This is a genomic window from Streptomyces sp. NPDC045021, assembly GCF_056432645.1.
Map to the genome: position 1 here is coordinate 969102 of NZ_JBWKIQ010000001.1, position 24355 is coordinate 993456.

Here is a 24355-nt window from a genome sequence, read left to right on the forward strand (position 1 = left end):
TCTTGTGGGGGGCCCCGCCCTTCCCCCCCGTGGCCCCAGAACCCGTGGCCGCGCCGGGGGCCCGCCCCCCCCCCGCCCCCCCGCCCCCCCGGCGCCCCCCCCCCCCCCCCGCGGGGGGCCCCGACCGTGGGCACCCGGGATCCGCTACGCCTCGCCGTCGGGCGCGTTGAGGAGAGCCATCTCCTGCTCCGTGAGACGCAACGCGCCGGCGGCCACGTTGGCCGTGAGGTGGTCCGGATTGCCCGTGCCCGGGATGGCCAGCACGTGCGGCCCCTGCTGCAGCGTCCAGGCCAGCCGGACCTGCGCGGGCGACACGCCGTGCGCGTTCGCGACGGCGAGCACCTGCGGGTGTTCCGCGCCGGTCACGCCCGACTCGCGGCCTTCGCCGGCGATCGCGAAGAACGGCACGAACGCGATCCCCTGCTCCCCGCACACTTTCAGGAAGTCGTCGGCACCCGGGCGCCGCGCGTCGAGGCCGTACCGGTTCTGCACGCAGACCACGGGCGCGATGGCCTGTGCCTCGGCGAGGTGTTCCACGCGGACATTCGACAGGCCGAGGTGGCGGATGAGACCGGCGTCGCGCAGCTCGGCCAGCGCCCCGAAGTGCTCGGCGATCGGGCCGGGTGCGTTCATCCGCAGATTCACCACGTCGAGGTGGTCGCGACCGAGCTGGCGCAGGTTCTCCTCCACCTGGCCGCGCAGCTGGTCCGGGGTCGGCCAGGGCAGCCACCCACCCGACGCGTCCCGGCTCGGACCGACCTTCGTGACGATGACCAGATCGTCCGGGTACGGGGCCAGTGCCCGGTTGATGAGCTCGTTGGCGGAGCGCAGCGGTGAGAAGTAGAAGGCAGCGGTGTCGATGTGGTTGACGCCGAGCTCGATCGCCCGCCGCAGCACCTCGATCGACCGGTCGCGGTCGCTCGGCGTGCCGAGATCGAAGGCGGCGCTGCCGGTCAGCCGCATCGCGCCGAGGCCGATCCGGTTGACCACCCGATCACCGAGCTTCCACGTACCTGCGGCCTCGGCAGTGATCGTCCGTGCGGGCAAGAGCGGTTCCTCTCGATTGATCTTCGTCCGTGCCGGGAGGGGCGGACCTGCGGAGGAGCACCGTCCCCTCGTCCGCCCCGTCCCGGCGTCGGTGTCGCGATCGGATTATGAGGTCCCGACGAGCACGCCGGGAAGCCGGAACCCGTGCGGTGATCATCACACCCGGAGCGGGAATGGCCTGCCCTTGAACCCGGTTGTGATGGGTATCGACGTCACACCGCGAAGCCCCTCAGAGGGCACCCCGTCGGGCACCTCGGTCGTGGGCTGTCTCCGTGGGTGAGGGGAAGAAGATGCGGGCCGCCGAGGTGCCCAGTCCGCCCGGGACGGACCAGACGTGCCCTTCCGATGACGGCAGCGACGGCGGTGCCTGGGGTGCGGACGGCGGGGTGGTCTGCTGCGGGACGGGTGCGTGCGGGATGCCGCTGTAGGGCAGGGCGCCCGGCAGATCGACGTCGTCGTAGCGGCGCGCCTCCCGATGCCAGTTGAGGATGCCGACGAGCCAGTCCTGCAGTTCCTTCATGTATTCGTCCAACGTCGCCCGGCCCTCCTCGTCCAAGTCGAAGTCGTCGTACAGCACGGGAAGTTCGTACTCCATCGCGTGCTGGAACTGGGCGAGTCGCGACGACATCAGATCCGCGACGATCCTCAGCGCCGTCGCGTAGTCGCAGTCGAAGAAGTTCTCGACGACGAGGATGAGGTTGTGGATCTCTCCCTCGTACTGGATCTCCTTCTGGTACGAGAAGACATCGTTGATCAGGAACCCGTAGTCCGAGACCGCGTTCTCGATCGCGCGCAGCGTCCCGCTCTCGTAGATGCCCGGCGGCAGCTTCTTGCCGTGCCGCATCCGGCACAGGCTCATGGTCAGGTCCGAGCCGAACGTCAGCCGGCGCATCTCCATGTAGTCGATGGGGTCGGGAATGCGGTTCTGGTGCTGGTTGTGGAGTTCCCACAGCCAACTGTCCAGCATCACATCGACGGTTCGCTGGAAGGCGCGGCGCTGGTCCAGGTCCATGGGCACGACGGTGCGGCCCCACAGGTCCGCGAGTGCGCGTTCCATCGGGGTGACCGCCAGGGCCGCTCCGACGGCCGGGTCCTCGACGGTCATACAGGCCTTGAGGCGATCGTTGCACAGCTTCGCCCCGGCGAGATCGTGGGTGCGGCCGAAGGCGAGCGGGTACAGGTCGTCGCCGTACGTCCCCCACGTCAGCCACTCCGCGCTGAGCTCCAACTCCTCCCGCGTGGCGTCCGGATCGAGGCCGGCCGAGCAGAGGGCGAAGTCGTATCCGGCGAGCTTGTCCTCGTCCCAGATGTCGGCGAGCAGACCCATCCGTCCGGCCCAGGCGACGGACTCCTTCCGTGCGAGATCGAGGTGGGGGCTGATCGTCAACGGGAACGGCAGGTCGAAGTCGGGCAGTTGAGAGGGCCCGACATGTTGGCGCGACACATGGCTGTGGCTGCGCAGCCGGGCCCTGGCCGGTCGGCCGAAGAGCGTCCTGATGTCCAGTACCGAGGAGCCGACGCCTCCGCCGAACAGGGTGTTCCGGGAGGTGACCGCGCCTTCGTTCATGTAGCGGCTGGAGCGCAGATGCCACTCGTGCCCACCGGACTGCCAGTCCTGCAACCCCTTGACGTAGGCCGCGATCGCCGCGCACTGCGCCGGATTCAGGCCCTTCTCCAAGCAGAGCGCGGGGACTTCGGTCAGCGCGGTGTTCTCGAACTGCTGCAGGCGGGAGGTCAGCAGGTCGTTGACGGAATCGGCCGCCTCCTGGGTCGAACAGCCCAGGAAGGTCTCCAGTACCAGCACGCCGTTGCTGAGTTCGCCCTCGTCCTCCACTTCCCGCTGGTAGGAGAAGAGGTCGTTGCGCAGGTGGACGCCGTCCGAGAACGCGTCGGTGAGAACCCGCAGCGGACGGGTCCCCGCGACCGGGACCGGGAGCTCGGCTCCCGCCGCGAACTCGATGATCCCCGCGGACCAGGGCGCCCCGCCCACCTTCCGCCGCATCTCGATGTACTCGACGGGGTTGGCGATCCGCCCCGTGTCGATGTTGGCGAGCTCCCACAGGGACTCGTTGAGCAGGTTGCGGGTCGACTCGGCGAACCGCTCGCGCCACGCGTGCGACATGCTCGGCACGGTGCGCGCCCACAGGTCGGCGAGCCCCGCCTCCACCGGGTTCTGCGGCTCCGGGAAGCCGTCGTCCAGATCCATCGGCATGAACGCCGGCAGCCGGTCCAGATACTCCTTGCCGCCCTGGCGGTCAGGCGTCCGTTTGAACAGCTCCAGGAAGTGGTCGTCGAAGAAGAACACCCACACGTACCAGTCGGTGACCAGCGACAACACGTCCGCGTCGCAGTCCGGGTGGGTGTACGAGCAGAGCAGGGCGTAGTCGTGGGCGTCGAGGTCCTTCTGTTCCCAGATCCCTGAACCCTCCAACATGCCCATGCCCCGGGCCCACACCCTGGACTGCTCACGGGCCGCTTCCAGATGCGGGTTGAGCCGGGCCGGGTACGGCATGTAGAACTCGGGCAGGTCGAACGGCTGAGTCACTGGGCCGCCCCTCCAAAATCGCGCGCCAGTTGGTCAGGCCCAGTCATGCCCAAGGAGCCGGTGGCCATACGGAGGACCGCGTCGTCTCACACGAAAGTATGACGTTCCGCCAAAAGACCCCGCACGCGCGGGCGGTTCTGCAGAAGGCCGCTTCCGCAGAACCGTCGCGAGGACGAGCCCGGATCCTCAGCCGACCGCGGTGGGCGTGCGGGGATCGGTGGGGACCAGCCGGGTCTGCTCGCGGGCGGCGATGAGTGCCGCCCCGATGTCCCGGGTGCCGGTGGAGACGCACAACGTGTACGCGGTGTCCTGGAGTTGCCGGTGGACGTACGGGTCGACGGCTTCGGAGCGGGAGAGTAACTGCAGGGCGTCGTAGCGTTCCAGCAGGTTCCGCAGTACGGCGGGGTGGGCCATCAGCATCGTGGGTCTCCCTCGGCTGAGCGGTTCGGTGCGGCAGCTCTGCGCGGCGGTTCCGTGCGACTGCTCCGTGCGGACGTTCCGTACGGCCGGCCTCAGCCGGACCAGGTCCACTCCGCGACCTCGGGCAGGTCCACCCCGTGTTCGCGGATCCAGGCGTGGTGGCGCAGCCGGGCGTCCTCCATGTGCTGGCGGACGGTGGTGGCGCGGACGGCGAGGCCGGGAACGCGGTCGATGACGTCCATGACCAGGCGGTAGCGGTCGAGGTCGTTGCGGACCACCATGTCGAAGGGCGTGGTGGTGGTGCCCTCCTCCTTGTAGCCGCGCACGTGCAGGTTCGCGTGTCCGGCACGGCGGTAGGCCAGCCGGTGGATGAGCCACGGGTAGCCGTGGTACGCGAAGACGACCGGCCTGTCGCGGGTGAAGAGGGCGTCGTACTCGGCATCGTGCATGCCGTGCGGGTGTTCCTCCTTCGGCAGGAGCCGGGCCAGGTCGACCACGTTGACGACCCGCACCCGGAGCTCCGGCAGGTGCACGCGCAGCAGCTGCGCGGCGGCGAGGACCTCCAGCGTGGGAACGTCCCCTGCGCAGGCGAGCACCACATCGGGCTCGCCGGCGCCGTCCTCCGTACCGGCCCACTCCCAGACGCCGGCGCCGCGGGCGCAGTGCGCGCGGGCCTGGTCCAGGGAGAGCCAGTCGAAACACGGCTGCTTGCCGGCGACGACGACGTTGACGTAGTCCCGGCTGCGCAGCACGTGGTCCGCGACGGCCAGCAGCGTGTTGGTGTCCGGCGGCAGATAGACCCGCACGACCTCGGGGCTCTTGTTCAGGACGTGGTCGATGAAGCCGGGGTCCTGGTGCGAGAAGCCGTTGTTGTCCTGCCGCCACACGTGCGAGGTGAGCAGGTAGTTCAGCGACGCGATGGGGCGGCGCCAGGGCAGCCGCCGGGAGACGCGCAGCCATTTGATGTGCTGGTTGACCATGGAGTCGACGATGTGGACGAACGCCTCGTAGCAGGAGAACAGCCCGTGCCTGCCGGTCAGGAGGTAGCCCTCCAACCACCCCTGGCAGGTGTGCTCGGACAGGATCTCCATGACCCTGCCGTGCCGGTCCAGGTGCTCGTCGACCTCCAGGGTCTCGCCCTGCCACGCTTTGCCCGTGGCCCGGTAGACGCTCTGCAGCCGGTTGGACGCGGTCTCGTCCGGGCCGACCAGCCGGAAGTCACGGCGGTCCGCGGTGTCCTCCATGACCGTCTCCACCAGGTCGCCCAGGATGCGCGTGGGCTCGTGGAGGGTCACGCCGGGCTTGTCGACGGGGACGGCGTACCGCTCCAGCGCCGGGATCGGCAGGTCCCGCAGCAGCAGGCCGCCGTTGGCGTGCACGCTCGCGCCGAGCCTTCGTTCGGCGTCCGGCAGGCATTCCAGCACCTGATCGCGCGGGCGGCCGTGCTCGTCGAAGAGCTCAGCCGGCCGGTAGGACTTCAGCCATGCCTCCAACTGGCGCAGGTGCTCGGGGTTGTCCCGCACCCCGGACAGCGGGACCTGGTGGGCGCGCCAGGTGCCTTCGACGGGAAGCCCGTCGACCTCCGCGGGACCGGTCCAGCCCTTGGGGGTGCGAAGGACGATCACCGGCCAGCGGGCGCGCTCCGCGGTGCCCCCCTCGCGGGCGGTGCGCTGGATGAGGGCGATCCGGTCCAACGCGGTGTCCATCGCGCGGGCCATGGCCTGGTGCACCTGGAGCGGGTCGTCCCCGGTGACGTGGATCGGTTCGTGCCCCAGTCCGCGCATCAGGTCGTCGAGTTCGGGCTCGGGGATGCGGGCCAGTACGGCGGGGTTGGCGATCTTGTAGCCGTTCAGATGCAGGATCGGCAGGACCGCTCCGTCGTTCACCGGGTCGAGGAACTTGTTGGAGTGCCACGAGGCGGCCAGCGGTCCCGTCTCGGCCTCGCCGTCGCCGATGACGCAGGCGACCAGCAGGCCGGGGTTGTCCAGCGCGGCGCCGTAGGCGTGCGAGAGCGAGTAGCCCAGCTCCCCGCCCTCATGGATCGATCCGGGGGTCTCGGGGGCCACATGGCTGGGTACCCCACCGGGGAACGAGAATTGCCGGAACAGCCTGCCCATGCCCTCGGCGTCCCGGCCGATGTCCGGGTACGTCGCGCTGTAGGTGCCTTCCAGCCAGGAGTTCGCCAGTACCGCCGGTCCCCCGTGCCCCGGCCCCCACACGCACAGAGCGTCCTGGTCGCGCGCCTTGATCAACCGGTTGAGGTGGGTGTGCACGAGGTTGAGACCGGGCGACGTTCCCCAGTGGCCCAGCAGCCGGGGCTTGATGTGCTCCGGGAGCAGGGGTTCGGTGAGCAGCGGGTTGGCCATCAGGTAGATCTGGCCGACGGCCAGATAGTTCGCCGCCCGCCAATGCGCGTCCAGTGCCGCCAGTTCGGCGTCGTCAAGGTAGCTGTCCTTGGTGTGCGTCTCTGAGCTGGTGCCAGGCATTTCCATCTCCTCCGCAAGCGCCGAACCGGCGTCGCTCCTACTCTGCGATCGGGTGGGGCCCCGCCTCTTGGGCCGATGAGGGACATCCGGGGGCCGAACGGCCCTCGTTGTGCGGGTATCCGCTCCGCTGCGCGCGTATCCGTTCCGTCGCGCGGGTATCCGCTCCGTCGCGCGTGCATCCGTTCGGAGCTACCGCACACCACTGCCGGCCGGGCCGTACAGGTCGAGCAGCCGGGTACGGGTGGCGTGCAGCCGGCTCCCGATGACAGCCGCGCAGAGTAGGGTGAATTCGTGTCCCAGTCCGGGGTCGGCCGAACACAGGTTACGAACCGCCGCTGCCGGGAACTCCGTGGCCTGCACCGCGGTGTGCGCCTGTGCGCCCAACTGCCAGCGGAACGGCGGGAAGAGCCAGGACCAGCCGAGGAGTTCGCCCGCCGAGACGGTCTGCACCACGGCCGCCTGGCGGCCGGGAACGTGCAGGTCCAGGGTCACCTCGCCGCGGTCCACGACCCAGAACCGTTCGGCGGTCCGATCGGCGTCGAAGATCCGTGCGCCCGCGGGAAAGGAGACCGGGGTGGACAACGCCAGCAGTCGGTCACGGTGTGCGGTGGTGAGGCTGTCGAGAATGGAGTGTGTCGTGGACATCGCACTGTCCGTTCCGCGGCTCCGCGGTCTCCGACTGGTGCAGGCGTGGTCGCGCTTCGCCGCTTTGGTTGTCCATCGTTCCTGCCTGCCCTCTCATCCTCGCCCAGGGGGCGCGGACGCGCGCAGGGGCCGAACGTCCTCAGCTGCGGTCAGGACGGCCCGGGTACGACGCCATCGCGAGCTCAACCCATGGGGTCACCGTCGGTGACCGGCGTCATGCCGGCTTTCCTGGTTCAGCCGGTCCTGCGCCTGGGTCGCGATCACGGCGGCCTGGACCCGCCGCTCGACTCCCAGTTTGGCGAGCAGCCGTGAGATGTGGTTCTTGACGGTCTTCTCCGCCAGGTAGAGCCGCTGGCCGATCTGCCGGTTGGTCAGCCCCTCGCCGACCAGGGCCAGGATCTCCCGCTCCCGGTCGGTCAGGCTCGGCAGCGCCACCAGTTCCGGTGCCGGTTCCTCCACGCCGCGCAACTTGGCCATCAGCCTGGCCGCCGCGCTGGGGTCGAGCGTCGACTGTCCGGACGCGACGGTGCGCACGGCCGAGACGAGGTCCGAGCCGCGGATCTGTTTCAGCACGAACCCGGAGGCACCGGCCATGATCGCGTCCAGCAGCGCCTCCTCGTCGTCGAAGGAGGTGAGCATCAGACAGGCGAGATCGGGCATCCGGGAGCGCAGTTCCCGGCAGACCGTCACTCCGTCACCGTCCGGCAGCCGCACATCCAGCACGGCGACCTGCGGGCGCAGCGCGGGAACGCGGATGAGGGCCTGTTCCACGGTCCCCGCCTCGCCGATCACCGTGATGTCCGGTTCGTCGTCCAGCAGGTCACGCACGCCTCGCCGCACCACTTCATGGTCGTCGAGCAGGAAGACCGTGATCCCGGCCGCGGGGGTGGGACGGTCGCTGTCGGACATCAAGAGCTCCTGAATCCTGCGCCGGGATTCCCCGTCCAGCGGACAGGCCCCGAACCGCGCTCACCCATCAGTCTGCGGCTCCCCGCGCAGCGCTACCAGGGCCAGGTGGCCCTGATTCCATGGCGGCATCACCACCGCGCACCTCCCATTCTCCGCCCTTCGGGGCCCGGGCGCCGTAGGGTCCCCGCGGGCGGCATCACGGCGTCGCGTGGCGAGTACGGTGGAAGGGGCTGGGAAGGTAGGCCTCCGACGCGTCACCATGCACCTGGAGGCATATCGGTGGGAAACGTCGACGAGGGGCCCGAGCACTCCCCGCAACTGCGGCTCGACGAGCTTCTGGAGGAGCTCCAGACCAGGCTGGACGCGGCGCGCGGCACCCGGGACCAGGTGCGCGGTCTGCTGGAGGCGGTGCTCTCCGTCGGACGTGAGCTGGATCTGGAGCAGGTGCTCCGCAATATCGTCGAGGCGGCGGCCGTACTGGTGAAGGCCGAGTACGCGGCACTGGGCGTGATCGGACCGGACGGCGAGCGGCTCGGCGAGTTCCTGACCGTCGGTTTCACGCCCGAACAGATCACCGCGATCGGCGCGTACCCGTCGGGCCACGGAATCCTGGGCGTGCTGATCCGCGATCCGCACCCGTTGCGGCTGCCGCGGATCTCCGATCACCCGTCGTCGTACGGTTTTCCGCCGAACCACCCGCCGATGGACTCCTTCCTCGGGGTACCGATCCGGGTGCGCGACCACGTCTTCGGCAACCTGTACCTGACGGAGAAGCGCGGCGGCGGGCAGTTCGACGCCGAGGACGAGTCCGTGCTGGCCACGCTTGCCGTGGCCGCCGGCGTGGCGATCGACAACGCCCGGTTGTACGAGGAGTCCAGGCGCCGCGAGCGCTGGCTCCAGGCCAACGCGGAGATCACCCACACCCTCATGGCCGGCAGCCCGCGCAGCGCGGTCATCAGCCTCATCGCCGAACGGGCCAGAGAGATCACCGGTGCCGAACTGGCCCTCATCGCGCTGCCCGTCGAGGACGCCGCGTCGCTCTCCGTCGACCTGGTCATCGGTCGGGACGCGCCCGCGCTGCGCGGTCTGGTCGTGCCGGTCGAGGGCAGCCTCGTGGGCGCGGCCTTCTCCTCCGCGAAGCCCGTGACCAGCGCAGATATCAACAAGAACGAGCCGGTCGGCACGGATGTGCCGGGAAATGCCGGGCTGGAGGCCGCGGTCGCCGTCCCTCTCGGTACCGGTGACGGCCCGCGCGGCGTGCTGCTCCTGGTCCGCGCGGCCGGCGAGACGGCCTTCACCGAGGGCGAGATCGAACCGCTGCAGGACTTCGCCGGGCAGGCGGCGGTGGCGATGGAACTGGCCGAACGGCGTACCGACGCCGAGCAGATCGCGCTGCTGGAGGACCGGGACCGGATCGCCCGCGATCTGCACGACCTCGCGATCCAGCGCCTCTTCGCCACTGGCATGACGCTGCAGAGTGCGGGCCGCTTCATCGAGCACCCCGAGGCCTCGGAACGGGTCAGGCGCGCCGTCGACGACCTGGACGAGACCATCAAGATCATCCGTTCGACCATCTTCGGTCTGCGGTCCCGTGAGACCGGCGCCGACCACACCCTCCGGGCCCGTACGGTGCGGGCCGCCTCCGACGCGGCCGCGGTACTCGGCTTCACTCCCAGCGTGCGGATGGAAGGGCTGCTGGACACCCAGGTGCCCCGGGAGGTCGCCGACCATGTGCTGGCGGTGCTCGCGGAGTCGCTGAGCAACGTCGCGAAGCACGCACACGCCACCCGCGTGCAGGTGGCCCTGGAGACCGATGGCCGTCAGGTCGTCCTCACGACGACCGACAACGGCGTCGGCCTGCCGACGGAACGCAGCGGCAACGGCCTGCGGAACATGCGGGAGCGCGCCCTGCAGATGAGCGGCGACATGGAGTTGATCTGCCCGCCGGACGGCGGGACCACTCTCGTCTGGCAGGTGCCGGTGAAGACGGAATAACGGATCCGCGACAGGCTTCCTGCTGGGTCGGCCGTCATCACGGCATGTCGGCGGGAGACTTCACCTGCTCTGCCGGGACGTACCCGTTCTGGTCCACGACGCGCCCTGCGACGAGTTCGGGTTCGATGTGGATGAAGACGCCGTCACCCGTTTCCAACCACGGCCGCGGACCGCTCGACCGCAACCGCGCTTCCTTGACCGGATTCGTGACCACCGAGGCCCGGCCGGTGACCACCACGCTCCATCCGGTGTGGCCGGCGTCGTCGAAGTGGTCCGCCTCGAACGCGACCACCGCACCCCGCACCGCACGGGCCATGTGTGAGGCGGCGGAAGCCTGGAACAGCACGGCACCATCAGGGTCCAGGAGGAAGTGCACCGGCAGAACGGTGGGCAGGGCGTCTTCTGTGTAGATGACCCGGCCGATCGTCACCAGTGACAGCAGACGCAGGCTCTCCCGGCGATCCAGCTCCCGGAAACCGTTGTGTCGGTGCATCGTTCGATCCTCAATACCGTCCATGCAGTCCTGACGATCCATTCGCCCACTGACCATGCTTCCTCATGGCGCCCGCACACGATAGGGCCGCATGTCCCAGGTCGGGGCCACATGGCCCTGGGCGCCGCCCGGCAGACGTGCCCGGGCGTGCCCAGTCGTGCCTGTCCGTGCTCAGCCGTGCTCAGTCGTGCGGGACGACCGCGAGCGGAGCGGCGGCATGGTGCAGCACCGCATGGGTGACGGAGCCGATGTGCGCGCCGATCGCCGAGGTGCGGGTGCGCCGGCCGACGACGACCAGATCGGCGCTGCGGGCGGATTCCACCAGATGGTGGGAGGCCCCGCCGATCACCGCCTGAGCGGTGACCTCCACTCCGGGGAACTTCTCCCGCCACGGACGCAGCTCGTCCGCCAGCGCGGTCTTCTTCTGCTCGGCCAGTTCCCCGCCGACGTCCTGGCTCATGGCGACGTCCGGGACCCCGAAGCTGTAGTAGGCCGGCAGGTACCAGCCGTGGATGACGCGCAGCGCCGTCTGACGCAGGGCGGCGGCTTCGAAGGCGAAGGCGATCACGGCATCACTCGGCCTGTTCAGGTCGAGCCCCAGCACGACATCGCGGGGCGGAACCGGGGTCGAGTCGGTCACGGAGGCGTCCGCCACAAGCGCCTTCCCGTCCGGTTCCCCGGCCCGGACCAGGACCACCGGCCGGGTGGCTCGCCCGACGACCCCGAGCGCCACCGAGCCGACCAGGAAACCGGCGACGGCACTCAGCCCCCGTGAGCCGATGACCAGCATCTCCATGTCGTTCGAGGCGCCCAGGAGCGCCGCCACGGGCTCGTTGGAAATCTGCTCGCTGACAATCTGCAGATCAGGGTGACGCAGCCGCACCTGTGCCCGGGCGTCGCGCAGCACACGATCCCCCCAGTGGCGCTGCGGGGGGCCGGGACCGCCCAGCGGCGTGTGCGGGGTGACGGAGTCGGGCTGCCATTCGCCGGCGTGGACGAGGTGCAGGGGAAGCCCTCTGCGCAGCGCTTCCCTGGCCGCCCAGTCCGCTGCGGCCAGGCTCTCGGGGGAACCGTCCAGACCGGCGGTGATGGTGGGGAACATGGTGTGGGCCTCTCTCGGGGATGTGGACAGGGCGGGCCGCCGCTCGGGCGGGTGTCAGCGGAGCCAGCGGTGGTCACGGACGACGGGCAGTCGGGCCCAGGTCCGGCCGAGTCCCCAGACGGTTCCGGCGGAGGCGACGGCGAGCGCGATCATGACGGCCGCGTACAGCACGTGGTAGTCGACGAGCGGGTTGCTGGACATGCTCAGCGAGCCGTCGGACAGATGCCGGGCCGGCGGCCACTCCGCCATCCACATCAGCGCCATCATGGCCGTGCCCGCGACCGCGGCGAACCGCAGTGCGACACCGGCCGTCAGGGCCACGCCGATGCTCAGCAGGCCGAGCATGAACATCCAGTTCGCCCAGCCGGCACCCGCCCAGGAGTGGAACGTCGACTGCATCGGGCCGGCGGAGACCCCGCTGAGGAAGCCCTTCGTCGGCGAACCACCGTCGACCCAGCCCTTGCCCGACGAGGTCGCGTAACCCCAGCCGAACGCCTTGTCGAGGAAGGCCCACAGGAAGACGAACCCGGTCAGGACACGGACCCCGGCGAAGACCCGAGCGCCGGTCGACGTGACCGCCAGAGCCCGATCCTGGACCTGCGACGCGCCGGACACCGCTGCCGCACCGGTCTTGTGTCGGGCCGGCAGGTGGAACCTGGTGTGCTGCGGGTGCTCGTGGACTGCCATGACGGCCATCCCTTCCGGGATCTGGAGGAGAGACGCGGCAACCGCGTCCGGTCTCAATGTGCCGCCCCGGGAGCCGGGACCGCAGGGGTCCGCAGTCCCGACGATCGGGCCGAACGTCCCTACTGCGAGGGCCCGTTCAGCCGGTCGGCGATGGCGGAGGCGAGCCGTTCCCCGACGCGTACGCGACGAGCACGCGTTGGCCGGTCCTGACGGGTCTCGTCACAGCTTCCGCAGCCAGTCGTCCGCAACGCCCTGCAGCGCCTGTTCGGTGGGCCGCAGGTGGGAGTCGTCCAGTTCGTAGCTGAGCTTGTCGAGCACCCCCACCACACCGTCGATCTGGCGGATCAGATGGATCGCGATCCCGCATTCACTGCGCCGCTCCAACCGGCCCTCCAGCGTGACCACGCCGTCGCGGACGCCGACGCCGATACTCAGCGGGGCCAACCAGAGGGTCTTGACCACCACTTCGTCGATCACTTCCTGGCGGATCTCGATGTCCGGCCGCAGGAAGATCTGCAGCAGATCGCGCCGGGTGACGATCCCGATCAGCCGATCCTGCTCGTCGACCACCGGCAGCCGCTCGACGCGGTGCTTCGCCATGACGCGCGCGGCGTCCGCGATCGACTCCTCGGCGTGCACGAGTACCGGCGGCTGGGACATCAGCTGCCCCGCCGTGCGGGCGCGCGCCTTGGCCTGCCCCCTGCGGGCGGAAAGGGACCATGCGAACGGCCGGCGTCCCCCGGCATCCATGGTGGCCGCCTGGCGCGCCAACAGGTCGGTCTCGGAGACGACGCCGATGACCTTCTCGTCGTCGTCCACCACAGGAAGCCCGCTGACGCCGTGCCGGGCGAGGCGCTCGGCGACCACTTTGAACGGTGTGTTGTGGGCCGCTCTGACGACTTCGCTCGTCATCACGTCGGTGACCCGGTTGTGTTTCATCACGCCTTCTCCTCCTTGACGGCTGCGGGAGGCGCACGGCGAGCCGCCGGATTCGCTTCACCGGGATCGCCGTGCTCCAGCAGGCCTGCTCCTTTCCAGCCTGCTGACCGCAGGGCGGCAGAGCGAGAGGCCACAGGTCCCTGCCGCGGGCCGACCGGCCCGGGCCCGCGTGGAGGGTGGAAGGGTCTGACACGATGCAGGCGAGTTCACCCGGTGCCACGGCGCCGGCCGGCAACCACAAGGGGGTACATCCCGATGAGCAGCACTGACAACCAGACGCGTCACCATCCGGTTGTCGTCGCGCACCGCGCCGGCCGTTCCTCGGACGTTCAGCTGCGCATCGCCGATGCGATCACCAAGTTCGCCGGCTCCATGATGTTCGTCTATCTCCACGCCGTCGCCTTCGTGGTGTGGATGCTCGTCGTCGAGTCCAATCCCTGGCCCACGTTGACTCTCGTCGTGTCGCTCGAAGCGATCTTCCTGTCGACGTTCGTCATGATCGGCCAGAATCGGCAGGCGGTGTTCCAGCAGGCCAAGGCGGATCACGACTTCGTCGAGCAGGAGTTGGAGCTCAAGACCAACACCGAGCTGACCCGGGCCATCCACGCCATGACCACGGAGATCCACCGGCGACTGGCATCGGAGGAGGACAGCGGCAGGGCGTAACCGCCACCCCGCTCCGCTGTCGCCGGTGGTTGCCTCAGAACTCCGAGTTGGCGAACCAGTGCGCGAGCAGTTCCTCGTCTCCCCGGACCCGGAAGCGGTCCGAGTCGCGGTCGAGCCGTCCGTACAGGAGCAGCAGCAGATCCGCGGCAGGGCCCTGCACGGTGGCGTCGGCGGTGGTCGGCGTCTGCGGCCCGCCGGGGTGCGGGTCGAGTCCGAAGCTGTCGGGCCGCAGGCGGACCAGCCAGTCGCCGTTGCCGTCGGTGCGACGGAACCGGATGGTCTTCCCGTCGCCGCGCAGGTTGGACACCTTCGGTGCGAAGGATGCGGCGAAGGGCAGATTGGTCAGGAACTCGTCCACCCCGTCGGCCGCCAGGTCGCGGTCGATCTCGGGCCGCAGGTCCATGGCGAGTTCCGCGTCGGTGCGGTGCACCAGCGTCTCGAAGAGCATCCGCCGCGCCCAGAACCGGGCATGGTGATCGGCGCCCCACACCCACATCGGGGCATTGAGGTCGGTGGCCGCGAAGGCGCCGGCGGCCTCGGCCGCGCTCTCCGTCAGCCAGCCGGGGTAGCCGTCCTGGGTCGCGGGAAGTCGCAGCTCCACGTCCCGGCTGCGGGGTCGCTCCTGGACCCGTTGCCGCAGCAGGACGGAGAACCAGCGCTGCACGCTGCCGGTGTGCTGGACCAGGTCCGCGAGTGTCCAGCCGGGACAGCTCGGCACCGGGGTCGTCAGGTCGGCTCCCTTGACCACCGCCACGAATCTGGCGGTCTCGGTCCCCACGGCATCGCAGTGATCGATCGAGGTCACCCTGCGACCCGAATGATCCGAACGATCGGACGACGTGTTCACCGTGGGTTACCTCCGTGATGTCTCCGGCCCCGGGCGTCGGCAGTCCGGACGGCCGGGATTGCTCCTCGCAGCCTGCCACAGCGCCGTCCGCGGGCGGCCGACGGCGTCCCGGCCCTGCTGCCGGTGGATGGCCGGGCGGGCCGGGTCGCGCGGCTCCAAGCGCCCCCACCTCTCGAAGAATTACCGCCAATGGTATAGACAACGATGACCGTCCCGGTCCAGTATGGGCGGTATGTAGTAGGTCGTGGGACAGATCTCAACGCCGGAACCGGCCAAGCCGACGCTCGATGAGTCCGTATCGCGAATGGAAAGTCCACCAGGCCAAGGGCCCCCCAGAAGGCGCACAGACAGTCACAGAGCGTCATGTCGGGCCCGCAGAGCTGTTCCTTCGCGAAGCCGTCGGCCGCGCCCCTCCCTCCGGGGGCCGCCGGAGCGCCGGCCCGCTCGACAAGGAGGCGTCATGGCCACGGCAGACCCGTTGGGGGTCCGTGCGGGGGCTGCCGCGTACCTGCGCTGTTACCCCTACGACCACTGGCGGATGGCGCTCCACCTGCACGCTCTCGAAGAGCACGCCCAATGCCTCGGTCACCACGCCCCCGAGATCTTCCTGGACAACGGCGTGTCCTGCCGGACGGTACGGCCGCAGCTGCGCCTGCTGCTCGCCCGGGTCTCGGTGGGGCTCATAGACACCGTGCTGATACCCGGCCGCTGGGTCTTCTCCCTCGACGACCACACGGCGGACTCCGTCATGGGTTTCCTCCGGGGATCCGGCGCCGAGGTCGTCGAACTGCCGCACCGCAAGGCACCCGCGCCTCCGCACCACCCGCACCACCCGCACCACCACCACCTCGTCGGCTCAAGTCGGCATTGGCCCCACTGAACGCACGAGGGCGCCCCCTACCCTCCGGCTGCCACCTGTGCCCGCTCCGCGGACAGCCACTACAGTGAGGGCATGTCCGGTGAACTGGTGCCCGATCATGGCGAACTGCGCGCGTCCCACGAGGACCGGGACCAGGTCGTGGAGCAACTGCGGGTCGCCGCGGGCGACGGCCGGTTGACCGCGGACGAGCTGGACGAACGGCTCGAGGTCGCTCTGACGGCCCGCACCTACCGAGAACTTGAGTCGCTGCTCACGGATCTGCCGGCGACCGGACCGGCGTGGGCGGGCGGTGTCCCGGCCGCTGCGCCGAAGGAACTGTCGCGGATCACGGTCGACAGTGGGAGCACGAAGCGGGACGGCGCCTGGGCAGTGCCGCTGCGCATGGAGATCGAGTCCAACAGCGGCTCCGTCGTTCTTGACTTCACCAGTGCCGTCATCGCGTCGCCCACGCTGGAGATCGACGCGTCGGTGCGCAGCGGGTCGGTGACGCTGGTGGTTCCACCGGACGTTTTCGTGGACGTCGACGAAGTGGCGGTGAGCAGCGGCAGCGTGCGCAATCGGGCACATGTCGCCGACGGAACGCCGGTGCGGCTGCACATCCATGTGTCGGGGAAGGTACGCAGCGGCAGCATCACCGTGCGACCGCCCAGGCCGCCCCGCCGCGGTTTTCTGCAGTGGCTGCTGCGGCGGCCCCGGCCGACGAAGGCACTCGCTCGCTGACGAAGGCACTGACTCGCTGACGCAGCGCGAGGCGGTGTGTCGCACCCCTGGACTACAGGGAATCCCACGCGGTTTCCGCGGGCGGCAGGTCCTGTTCGGCCCAGATCGTCTTGCCCGTGGGTGTGTAGCGCGTTCCCCAGTGCTCGGTCATCTGGGCGATGAGGAAGAGGCCGCGGCCGCCTTCGTCGTCGGTCGCCGCATGGCGCATGTGGGGTGAGGTGTGTCCGGAGTCGGAGACCTCACAGATGAGGGTCTGGTCGCGGATGAGCCGGAGTTGGATGGGGCCTTCGGCGTAGCGGATGGCGTTGGTGACCAGCTCGCTGACGATCAGTTCGGTGGTGAAGGACACGTCGTCCAGTCCCCATTCGCCCAGCTGCCCGGTGGCCGCGGCACGGGCCCGGCCGACCATGACCGGGTCGGCGGCCAACTCCCACACGGCCACCCGGTACCTGTCGAGCCGTCGGGTGCGGACGAGGAGCAGGGCCGCGTCGTCGTCCGACGGCCCCGGGAGCAGCATCGAGACGGCCAGGTCGCAGAGCTCCTCCAGGGGGCGCCGGTGGTCGGCGAGGATCTCGTCGAGCCGGTCGAGCCCGGCGTCGATGTCGCGGTCGGACGACTGGACGAGGCCATTGGTGAAGAGCGCGATGAGGCTGCCCGAGGGCAGTTGTACGTCCGTGCTCTCGAAGGGCAGGCCGCCCAGTCCCAGGGGCGGCCCCGCCGGGAGTTCGGGATAGCTGACGGCGCCGGTGTCGGCGTCGACGACGGCAGGCAGCGGATGGCCCGCGCGCGCCATGCTGCACTGTCCGGTCACCGGGTCGTACACCGCGTACAGGCAGGTCGCGCCCAGGGCTTCGTCGTTCTCCGGCCCGCCGCCGCCCTCACCCCGCACCGCTGCCCACTCCTTGGCGGCCTGACCGACCAAGTGGTCCAGCCGCGTCAGGAGTTCGTCCGGGGGGAGGTCCAACTGGGCCAGGACGCGGACGCTCGTGCGCAGGCGCCCCATGGTGGCGGCGGCCCCCAGACCGTGGCCGACCACATCCCCGACGACGAGGCCGACGCGGGTGCCCGACAGCGGAATGACGTCGAACCAGTCGCCGCCGACCCCGGCCCGGCTGTCGGCGGGCAGATAGCGGTAGGCCAGCTCGACAGCTGTCTGCGGCGGCAGGCTCTGCGGCAGCAGGCTCCGTTGCAGCCTGAGGGCGGCCATGTGCTCACGGGTGAACCGGCGGGCGTTGTCGAGGCTCACCGCGGTGCGCGCGACCAGCTCTTCCGCCAGGTCCAGCTCACCACCGTCGAACGGGTCGGAGTGCCGTTCCCGGAAGAACGTGACGAGTCCGATCGTGCTGCCTCCGGCGCGGAGCGGCACGGCAAGGCGCGAGCTGCGCGATGGGTCGCCGTTCGCGGTTTCCTGGGCTTCTGTGCGGCTCTCCAGCACCGGCCGGCCCGAGAACAGGCTGCGGGCCTGGGCAGATGTCTGTGGGTAGTCGACCAGCTCCCGTACGGCACGTCGCGAGTCTCCCGCGGCCGCCGACCCGTTCCGCGGACCGCTCGCCTGCCCGTTCGCAGGCCCGGTGGCGCCCCACATACGGACCAGGCGCCGTCCGGCCGTGGTCCCCGGCGTGGACTGGTCCCCCTCCAGCACCGCCTCCAGCAGGTCGACCGTGACGGCGTCCGCGAACTGCGGGACGGCGACCTCGGCAAGCTCCCGCGCCGTGCGGCTCATGTCCAGGGTCGTACCGATACGCGCTCCGGCCCGCACCAGCAGGCCCAGCCGCTGCTGGGCCCGGTAGCGGTCGGTGATGTCCACCGACTCCTCGCAGACGCCCGTCGACTTACCCTGGGTGTCCTGCAGCTGGTAGTAGGAGAGGGACCAGACGCGGTAGTGGTCCGGGTCGACGGGCGCGCGGCCGCGATAGTGCAGGTCGATGACGGGCTCGCCGGTGGCGAACACGTCCCTCATGACCTCTTCCAGCGTGGGCGGATAGCCCTCGGAGAGAATCGCGGCGTTGAGCAGCATCTCGTCCGGGGACATGCCGATGTACTGCGTGGAGCCCATTTCGCGGTTCAGCTCGGCGTTGATCCACACCACCCGCATGTCGGCGTTGTAGATGGCGAGCCCTACGGACGAACGGGTGACGAGGCCCTGAAGCATCGCCTGCTGGTCCTCCCACCGGGCCAGCTCCTCCGCGTCGGACGCCACCAGCAGCCAGGCCGGACCGGACCCGGCGGAGGTCACCGGGATCATCGTCGTGGCGATCCGCATCGGGCGGCCGTCCCGGTGGCGCACATGGAGAACGACGTTGCGAGTACTGCGGCCCGCCCTCGGCGGGCGCGCCCGGCCGCCGGTGTCCGCACCGCGTGCCAGGAGGTCGTCAGCGGGGCGTCCGAGCACCTCGTGCGCCTCGTAGCCGAGCAGTTCCTCCGCCGCCGGGCTCCACCCGATGACCCCGCCTCGGGCGTCGAGCACCGCCGTGGCTGCTCTCGTGACGTCGAGGGGTCCGCGGGAGTCCACCCCGTCAGCTCCGTCCATCGCACAAATCCGACTTGGTCCGCTACCTCATGGTGGGCCCGGAGCCCCGGCGCCACAACCGCTCCGACGCGCCTCAGGCTCCCCCGCCGTTCCGCGTCCGGGCCTGTCCGGCCCATCGATACGCCGAATGGCGCAACCACGAGCTCCGCACCACCCACCGGACCAGCGGCCGTACCAACCCGACCCCGGTGAAGGGGCGACGCGGTCAGCAGCCGCCGGACACGGTGCGTGCGGGAGCACCGGTACCCATATCCACGGTGCCGGGGGCCGAGCAGCAGCCACCAGCGTCGATTGTCGTAGATGCTCGCGCCGTGCTGCCCGCCGCTGACGCAGAAGCCGCTGACCTGGGTGTACTGCCGCGTGGTGCCGTGCTCGCGGCCATGGCCGGCGTGCTGACCGGTCGGGGGCGCCGACCGGACCGGCCCTAGCCGACCCGCTCCGCCAGGAAGTCCTCCCAGGTACGCTTGCCCACGGCAGCCCCCTCCAGCGTCAGGTTCTCGGCGGCGCGGTAGGCGCGGCCGACCTTTCCGGGCATCCGGACCGGCATCATCAAACGGTGCTTGCCGCGCGCCTGCAGGTAGCCGCGGCTCAGGTCGGCCATCCCGTACACCGTCGGTCCTGCCAGATCGGGCACCAGGCCGGCCGGCTCACCGAGGGTCAACTCCACGAGCCGGGCGGCGACCTCGCGCGAGTCCACCGGCTGGAACCGCAACCCGCCCGGGACCGGAATCACCGGCAGCTTGCCCATCTTCTCCACCACGGTCAGCACCAGGTCGTGGAACTGGGCGGCCCGCAGCGTCGTCCACGGAATGCCGGACTCGGCGACGGCCCGCTCCGCGCCCAACTTCGCCTGGAACCAGCCCAGCGGCATCTTGTCCGTGCCGATGACGGAGATGTACACCACGTGCCGTACCCCCGCTCTCGCCGCGGCCCGCATCAGGTTCCGCGTCGCCTCGTCATCGCCCTTGGGACCGCCGGCAAGGTGCAGGATCACCTCGACCCCGTCCACCGCGGCCTCGATCCCCTCGCCCTTGAGCAGGTCTCCGCTGACGTACTCGACGCCGGCGACGGACTCACGGCTGTGCCGGCTGAGGATCCGGACCTCGCGGCCGGCCGCCCGCAGCAGCGGGACGACGTGTCCCCCCAGGGTGCCCGTACCACCGGTGACCAGGATGGTTGACGTCATGGCTGCTCCAAATTCGTTCGGCCCGGGAGTCCGCCTCCCGATACCTTCGGCTGGGTTTTGTGGATCTACTGCTATGACCCCCGGCGACGAAGGAATGTGACCGATGGACGAGAACGCATGGCTGATCGAGCGTTTCGAGGAAGACCGCACTCGCCTGCGAGCAGTGGCCTACCGGATGCTCGGCTCGGTGAGCGAGGCCGAGGACGCCGTGCAGGAAACCTGGCTGCGCCTCAGCCGCACCGACACCAGCGGCGTGGAGAACCTGGGTGGTTGGCTGACCACGGTGGTCTCCCGCGTGTGTCTGAACATGCTGCGGTCGCGCGAGCACCGGCGCGAGGAACCGCTCGAACTGCATGAGCCCGAACCGGCCCTCGGCGGGGCGGACGGGATCGACCCCGAGCAGGAAGCGCTGATGGCCGACTCCGTCGGGCTGGCCCTGCTGGTGGTGCTCGACACGCTGACGCCGCCCGAGCGGCTCGCCTTCGTACTGCACGACCTGTTCACCGTGCCCTTCGACGAGATCGCCCCGATGCTCGAACGCTCCCCCGCCGCGACGAGGCAACTCGCGAGCCGCGCCCGCCGCCGGGTCAAGGGGGCCGCGGCGGTGCCCGACGCCGACCTGAACCGCCAACGCCGAGTCGTCGACGCGTTCCTGGCCGCCACCCGCGGTGGCGACTTCGACGCGCTGGTCGCACTGCTCCATCCGGACGTCGTACTCCGAGCCGACAAGGCCGTCATCCCCACCCCCGAGCCCGTCGTCATCAGCGGTGCCCGCACCGTGGCCACGAGCGCGATGGCCGCCATGGAGCGCGCCCAGTCCACCGAAACGGCGCTGGTCAACGGAACGGTCGGACTCGCGATGGCCCCGCTCGGACGGCTGTTCCTGGTGCTCCGCTTCACGATCACGGACGAAGGGATCACCGAAATCGACGTGATCGCCGATCCGGACGCCCTCCGCCGGATCGACCTCGCCGTCCTCGACAACTGAGGAACCGATTACGCCGCAGGGCTCTCTTCGACGGGGAGAAGATGCGCGGCATGCACGGCAGAAGCCTGCGCAGCTGCCATGATCACGGATCGGTCATGTCCTCATCCGCAGTAGTACAAAGCCCCCGAAGAACAAGGAGCGTCATGGTGCAAGGCAAGTTCGGTCAGCGCGCGGCGATGGGCGCGGCGGTGCTGGCTCTGGTCGCGACCCCGGTCCCGGCCTTCGCGGCCCAGTCCGCGACCAGGACCGTGGAGGGGGTCGCTACTCGGCAGGCGCCCAGTGACGGGCTGCGGAAGCCGGATCTCGATGCCCTGCATCAGGTCTTCACACAGGTGATGGCCGGTGGCGCGCCGGGTGTGATGACCCGTATCGACAGCGGGAACACCGTCTACCGGGAGACCGCCGGGGTGGCCGACCGCTCCAACGGGCGGGCCATGGACACCGATGCGCGCTTCCGTATCGGCAGCATCACCAAGTCCTTCTCGACCGTGGTGCTGCTGCAGCTCGTCCAGGAGGGCAAGATCGCCCTGGACTCGCCGGTCAACCAGTACCTGCCGGGTCTGCTGCCCGACTCGACGATCACGGTGCGGCACCTGCTGACCCACCGCAGTGGCCTGTGGGACTACACGAACGACATGTTCGCCAACACCGTCCCCGGCTTCGAGGCGGTCCGGAACAAGGTGTTCACGTACCAGGAGCTGGTGAAGCTCTCGCTCGCCCACCCGATGACCGCCAAGCCGGGTGCCGCCTACCAGTACTCCAACACCAACTTCGTGGTCGTCGGCGCACTGATCGAGAAGATCACCGGCCACCCGGTGGCCACCGAGTACCAGCAGCGCATCATCGGCCCGCTGCACCTGAACGACACCGTGTACGTGCACCCGAGCACCACCATCCCCGGCCGCCACATCAACGGCTATCTGACTCCCGACCAGGCGGGCGCGCCGCTGGTCGACTCCACCGACCAGACCGTCTCCTGGGCCCAGTCCGCCGGTGCGATGGTCTCGAACCCCCATGACCTCAACCGCTTCTTCTCCTCCCTGATGAGCGGCCGTCTGCTCAGCGCGGGCATGCTCACCGAGATGCTCAAGATGACCCCCAGCGACGACACCGGGACCCGCTTCTACGGACTGGGTCTGCGCCAACGCGACCTGTCCTGCGGCATCTCGGTCTACGGCCACACCGGCACCGTTCAGGGCTTCTACTCCTACGCCTTCACCACCCGGGACGGCCGCCGCAGCGTCACCTCGATGGCCAACACCTCCAACAACGGCAACGTCAACACCATCCTCGGCAACACGCTCGAAGCGGCCTTCTGCGGCAAGACCCCCGCCGCGAACGCTCCGGCCACGACTTCGAAGCGGTTGGCGGTGACCGCCCCGTCGGCCCCGTTCTACGAGGACATCGCCCCGAACATCGCCCGCCACTGAGCAATTCCGGCGGGGTGGCCGCGCGACCCTTCGAGGGCGCGCGGCCACCCCGCCGCCGCACTCAGAACGTCTCGCTCACCCGCCGGTGGCCGGTGGGCTGGAGCGGACGGTTCTGCGCCGGGGCCGCCGGGGGCGTGAACAGGGAGACCCGGTGGCCGACCGGTACCGGGGAGCGCGGTACGGAACGCCGGGTGGGGTCCGGCGTGCCGATGTAGAGCCAGCCGATGAGTCCTTCGTGCGGGGCGAGGCCCAGCAGGGTCCGCGTCCCGGCGGAGTCGACGGACGAGCCGGTACGCCAGATGCTGCCGAACCCCCTGTCGTGCAGGAGCAGCATCAGCGAGTTGACCATCGCGCTGCTCGCGGCGAGCTGCTCCCAGGCCGGCACGCGGTGGTTGCGCTGGGGCACGAAGACCAGCGTCGCGAGGAGCGGGGCGCGCAGTGGCTTCCTCGTCTCCCGCCGCACGCTCTCCGCGTCGCCGGCGCCGGACGCGAAGGACGCGCCCAGTGCCGCCCGGCTGTCCCCGCGCACGAGGATCCACCGCCAGGGGCGGAGGTGTCCGTGGTCGGGCGCGGTCGCCGCCCATCCGAGCAGATCGACGAACTCCTCGCCACTCGGGGCCGGCTCGATCAGCCGGTGCTCGCTACGGCGGGTCCGGATGGCGGCTTCCAACTCCATCAGCAGTCGCTCCTCATCGCGCTCCGCACCCGCTCACCTTGCACCGCGGCGGAACCCCAGCGCCGCTCCAGTACCGCCCCCGATGGCGCCCCGGTGCCGCCCGGTGCTACCGCCGCCCGGCGAGATCCAGCCCGGGCGCGTCCAGCCCGTGTGCGTCCAGCCAGCGGGCGATCGCCCTGCCGATGGCGTCGGGCTGGTCCTCGGGGGCGTGGTGTCCCGCCGGCCCGCAGTGCTCGATCTCCAGGGCGGCGATGTTCTCCCTGCTCCAGGCGATCATCTCCTCGGCGATCAGCAGGGTCGGCGAGGAGGCGAACGTCAGGAGCAGCTTGGGGACTTCGGTGCTGTTGGCCAGCCAGGCGTCGTAGTCGGTGATGCGGGCGACGACGTCGGCCGGTTCGCCGTCGATCGGCATCATGCGCGGCCAGGCAAGCAGGGGCCGGCGGCTCTCGGGGGTCGGGTACGGGTCGCGGTAGGGCTGGACGTCCGCCTCTCCGAGTGGAGTCAGGACGCCGCCGGTGAACGCGGTCTCGATGAAGATGTTCTGCTCGAGCACCATCCTCTCTCCGACTCCGGGGGTGCGGAACGCCTCGAACCGGGAGCGCGCGGGAGGCGCCAACTCCTCGGATTTCAGGGGCTTGAGCATGGTCTCCAGCAGGGCCACGCCGCGCACCCGGGCCGGGTGACGGGCCGCCCAGTCCAGCGCCAGCACACCGCCCCAGTCGTGGCCGACGAGGACGACCTCGTTCAGGCCCAGCGCCTCGAACCAGGCGTCCAGGTAGCGGGCCTGGTCGGCGAAGCTGTAGTCGATGTCGGGTTTTCCCGAGGCACCCATACCGATCAGATCGGGAGCCAGGGCACGGGATCGTCCTGCGATGTGCGGAGTGACGTTGCGCCACAGGTGCGAGGAGGTGGGGTTGCCGTGCAGGAACACCACGGGCAGGCCGCCCTCATGGCCGCCTTCACCGGTTTCGGTGTAGGCGATGTGGGAGTCGATGACGTTCACGTTGATGGTGGTCATGATCGGTATGTCCTTTCGTGGCGTTTCACTGGCCGGGCCCGACGGGGACGCGGCGCACGCGGCTTCCCCCGCAATCCGTTCACTCGACAAACGTTCGTCACACTAACGTTTGCTACATGGGCGACCGTACATCGTTAGTGCCACTA

General features: G+C 70.0%; 21 protein-coding genes. 6 read left to right on the forward strand and 15 right to left on the reverse strand.

Annotated elements, in window-relative coordinates; translation table 11 throughout:
- Positions 1–144: 144 nt before the first annotated feature.
- The 6 genes from AC07DC_RS04300 to AC07DC_RS04325 all read right to left on the reverse strand — a co-directional run bounded on the left by AC07DC_RS04300 (position 145) and on the right by AC07DC_RS04325 (position 8052).
- A complete protein-coding gene (locus tag AC07DC_RS04300; protein ID WP_478911662.1) occupies positions 145–1047 on the reverse strand; it encodes an oxidoreductase in 903 nt (300 codons plus the stop codon).
- Between the two features lie 229 nt (positions 1048–1276).
- On the reverse strand, positions 1277–3592 hold the full coding sequence (locus AC07DC_RS04305; protein WP_478911664.1) for a terpene synthase family protein: 2316 nt from the start codon (positions 3590–3592) through the stop codon (positions 1277–1279).
- Positions 3593–3778: 186 nt separating this feature from the next.
- Positions 3779–4012 (reverse strand): DUF5133 domain-containing protein, encoded by a 234-nt coding sequence (locus AC07DC_RS04310; RefSeq protein WP_478911666.1) that lies wholly within the window; start codon positions 4010–4012, stop codon positions 3779–3781.
- A 92-nt stretch (positions 4013–4104) separates the two neighbouring features.
- Positions 4105–6498 carry a phosphoketolase family protein gene (locus tag AC07DC_RS04315; RefSeq protein WP_478911668.1) on the reverse strand — a complete coding sequence of 798 codons (2394 nt, stop codon included), beginning with the start codon at positions 6496–6498 and terminating at the stop codon, positions 4105–4107.
- A 189-nt stretch (positions 6499–6687) separates the two neighbouring features.
- Positions 6688–7143, reverse strand: a complete 456-nt coding sequence (locus AC07DC_RS04320) for a Crp/Fnr family transcriptional regulator (protein ID WP_478911670.1) — start codon at positions 7141–7143, stop codon at positions 6688–6690.
- 195 nt (positions 7144–7338) lie between these two features.
- Positions 7339–8052: a response regulator gene (locus tag AC07DC_RS04325; protein ID WP_478911671.1), complete on the reverse strand. Its 714-nt coding sequence runs from the start codon at positions 8050–8052 to the stop codon at positions 7339–7341.
- 279 nt (positions 8053–8331) lie between these two features.
- Between AC07DC_RS04325 and AC07DC_RS04330 the strand changes: the two genes are divergently transcribed.
- Positions 8332–10047 (forward strand): sensor histidine kinase, encoded by a 1716-nt coding sequence (locus AC07DC_RS04330; protein ID WP_478911673.1) that lies wholly within the window; start codon positions 8332–8334, stop codon positions 10045–10047.
- 37 nt (positions 10048–10084) lie between these two features.
- Here the strand turns inward: AC07DC_RS04330 and AC07DC_RS04335 are convergent, their stop codons facing one another.
- The 4 genes from AC07DC_RS04335 to AC07DC_RS04350 form a co-directional block, all read right to left on the reverse strand.
- Complete coding sequence (locus AC07DC_RS04335) at positions 10085–10540, reverse strand: pyridoxamine 5'-phosphate oxidase family protein (RefSeq protein ID WP_478911675.1); 456 nt, start codon at positions 10538–10540, stop codon at positions 10085–10087.
- A 181-nt stretch (positions 10541–10721) separates the two neighbouring features.
- Positions 10722–11642: a universal stress protein gene (locus AC07DC_RS04340; protein WP_478911677.1), complete on the reverse strand. Its 921-nt coding sequence runs from the start codon at positions 11640–11642 to the stop codon at positions 10722–10724.
- Positions 11643–11696: 54 nt separating this feature from the next.
- Positions 11697–12329: a hypothetical protein gene (locus AC07DC_RS04345; RefSeq protein WP_478911679.1), complete on the reverse strand. Its 633-nt coding sequence runs from the start codon at positions 12327–12329 to the stop codon at positions 11697–11699.
- A 219-nt stretch (positions 12330–12548) separates the two neighbouring features.
- The gene (locus AC07DC_RS04350; RefSeq protein ID WP_478912604.1) at positions 12549–13268 is read right to left on the reverse strand and encodes a CBS domain-containing protein; all 720 of its coding nucleotides are present in this window, start codon (positions 13266–13268) and stop codon (positions 12549–12551) included.
- Between the two features lie 255 nt (positions 13269–13523).
- Between AC07DC_RS04350 and AC07DC_RS04355 the strand changes: the two genes are divergently transcribed.
- Positions 13524–13934 carry a DUF1003 domain-containing protein gene (locus AC07DC_RS04355; RefSeq protein WP_478911681.1) on the forward strand — a complete coding sequence of 137 codons (411 nt, stop codon included), beginning with the start codon at positions 13524–13526 and terminating at the stop codon, positions 13932–13934.
- A gap of 34 nt (positions 13935–13968) precedes the next feature.
- Here the strand turns inward: AC07DC_RS04355 and AC07DC_RS04360 are convergent, their stop codons facing one another.
- Positions 13969–14739 carry a maleylpyruvate isomerase family mycothiol-dependent enzyme gene (locus tag AC07DC_RS04360; RefSeq protein ID WP_478911683.1) on the reverse strand — a complete coding sequence of 257 codons (771 nt, stop codon included), beginning with the start codon at positions 14737–14739 and terminating at the stop codon, positions 13969–13971.
- Between the two features lie 502 nt (positions 14740–15241).
- Between AC07DC_RS04360 and AC07DC_RS04365 the strand changes: the two genes are divergently transcribed.
- Positions 15242–15661 (forward strand): hypothetical protein, encoded by a 420-nt coding sequence (locus AC07DC_RS04365; RefSeq protein ID WP_478911685.1) that lies wholly within the window; start codon positions 15242–15244, stop codon positions 15659–15661.
- A gap of 72 nt (positions 15662–15733) precedes the next feature.
- Entirely contained in the window at positions 15734–16381 is a 648-nt protein-coding gene (locus AC07DC_RS04370) for a DUF1707 SHOCT-like domain-containing protein (RefSeq protein WP_478911687.1), read from the forward strand.
- 52 nt (positions 16382–16433) lie between these two features.
- Here AC07DC_RS04370 and AC07DC_RS04375 read toward each other — a convergent pair whose 3' ends face one another.
- Together AC07DC_RS04375 and AC07DC_RS04380 are read right to left on the reverse strand one after the other, a co-directional pair.
- Positions 16434–18920, reverse strand: coding sequence for a SpoIIE family protein phosphatase (locus AC07DC_RS04375; protein WP_478912606.1), 2487 nt, complete (start codon positions 18918–18920; stop codon positions 16434–16436).
- A 415-nt stretch (positions 18921–19335) separates the two neighbouring features.
- On the reverse strand, positions 19336–20097 hold the full coding sequence (locus AC07DC_RS04380; protein ID WP_478911689.1) for an SDR family oxidoreductase: 762 nt from the start codon (positions 20095–20097) through the stop codon (positions 19336–19338).
- Between the two features lie 103 nt (positions 20098–20200).
- Between AC07DC_RS04380 and AC07DC_RS04385 the strand changes: the two genes are divergently transcribed.
- Positions 20201–21085 (forward strand): sigma-70 family RNA polymerase sigma factor, encoded by an 885-nt coding sequence (locus AC07DC_RS04385; RefSeq protein ID WP_478911691.1) that lies wholly within the window; start codon positions 20201–20203, stop codon positions 21083–21085.
- Positions 21086–21228: 143 nt separating this feature from the next.
- Complete coding sequence (locus tag AC07DC_RS04390) at positions 21229–22515, forward strand: serine hydrolase domain-containing protein (protein ID WP_478911693.1); 1287 nt, start codon at positions 21229–21231, stop codon at positions 22513–22515.
- A gap of 61 nt (positions 22516–22576) precedes the next feature.
- Here AC07DC_RS04390 and AC07DC_RS04395 read toward each other — a convergent pair whose 3' ends face one another.
- Positions 22577–23191: a nitroreductase family protein gene (locus AC07DC_RS04395; protein ID WP_478911695.1), complete on the reverse strand. Its 615-nt coding sequence runs from the start codon at positions 23189–23191 to the stop codon at positions 22577–22579.
- Between the two features lie 106 nt (positions 23192–23297).
- Positions 23298–24209: a haloalkane dehalogenase gene (locus AC07DC_RS04400; protein ID WP_478911697.1), complete on the reverse strand. Its 912-nt coding sequence runs from the start codon at positions 24207–24209 to the stop codon at positions 23298–23300.
- Between the last annotated feature and the right edge of the window lie 146 nt (positions 24210–24355).

What these genes read in the sequence shown, in the direction of transcription:
- AC07DC_RS04310 (WP_478911666.1), bottom strand. Translation starts at nt 4,012, where the DNA reads ATGCTGATGGCCCACCCCGCCGTACTGCGGAACCTGCTGGAACGCTAC.
- AC07DC_RS04315 (WP_478911668.1), bottom strand. Translation starts at nt 6,498, where the DNA reads ATGCCTGGCACCAGCTCAGAGACGCACACCAAGGACAGCTACCTTGAC.
- AC07DC_RS04320 (WP_478911670.1), bottom strand. Translation starts at nt 7,143, where the DNA reads ATGTCCACGACACACTCCATTCTCGACAGCCTCACCACCGCACACCGT.
- AC07DC_RS04325 (WP_478911671.1), bottom strand. Translation starts at nt 8,052, where the DNA reads ATGTCCGACAGCGACCGTCCCACCCCCGCGGCCGGGATCACGGTCTTC.
- AC07DC_RS04335 (WP_478911675.1), bottom strand. Translation starts at nt 10,540, where the DNA reads ATGCACCGACACAACGGTTTCCGGGAGCTGGATCGCCGGGAGAGCCTG.
- AC07DC_RS04340 (WP_478911677.1), bottom strand. Translation starts at nt 11,642, where the DNA reads ATGTTCCCCACCATCACCGCCGGTCTGGACGGTTCCCCCGAGAGCCTG.
- AC07DC_RS04345 (WP_478911679.1), bottom strand. Translation starts at nt 12,329, where the DNA reads ATGGCAGTCCACGAGCACCCGCAGCACACCAGGTTCCACCTGCCGGCC.
- AC07DC_RS04350 (WP_478912604.1), bottom strand. Translation starts at nt 13,268, where the DNA reads ATGAAACACAACCGGGTCACCGACGTGATGACGAGCGAAGTCGTCAGA.
- AC07DC_RS04355 (WP_478911681.1), top strand. Translation starts at nt 13,524, where the DNA reads ATGAGCAGCACTGACAACCAGACGCGTCACCATCCGGTTGTCGTCGCG.
- AC07DC_RS04365 (WP_478911685.1), top strand. Translation starts at nt 15,242, where the DNA reads ATGGCCACGGCAGACCCGTTGGGGGTCCGTGCGGGGGCTGCCGCGTAC.
- AC07DC_RS04370 (WP_478911687.1), top strand. Translation starts at nt 15,734, where the DNA reads ATGTCCGGTGAACTGGTGCCCGATCATGGCGAACTGCGCGCGTCCCAC.
- AC07DC_RS04380 (WP_478911689.1), bottom strand. Translation starts at nt 20,097, where the DNA reads ATGACGTCAACCATCCTGGTCACCGGTGGTACGGGCACCCTGGGGGGA.
- AC07DC_RS04385 (WP_478911691.1), top strand. Translation starts at nt 20,201, where the DNA reads ATGGACGAGAACGCATGGCTGATCGAGCGTTTCGAGGAAGACCGCACT.
- AC07DC_RS04390 (WP_478911693.1), top strand. Translation starts at nt 21,229, where the DNA reads ATGGTGCAAGGCAAGTTCGGTCAGCGCGCGGCGATGGGCGCGGCGGTG.
- AC07DC_RS04395 (WP_478911695.1), bottom strand. Translation starts at nt 23,191, where the DNA reads ATGGAGTTGGAAGCCGCCATCCGGACCCGCCGTAGCGAGCACCGGCTG.
- AC07DC_RS04400 (WP_478911697.1), bottom strand. Translation starts at nt 24,209, where the DNA reads ATGACCACCATCAACGTGAACGTCATCGACTCCCACATCGCCTACACC.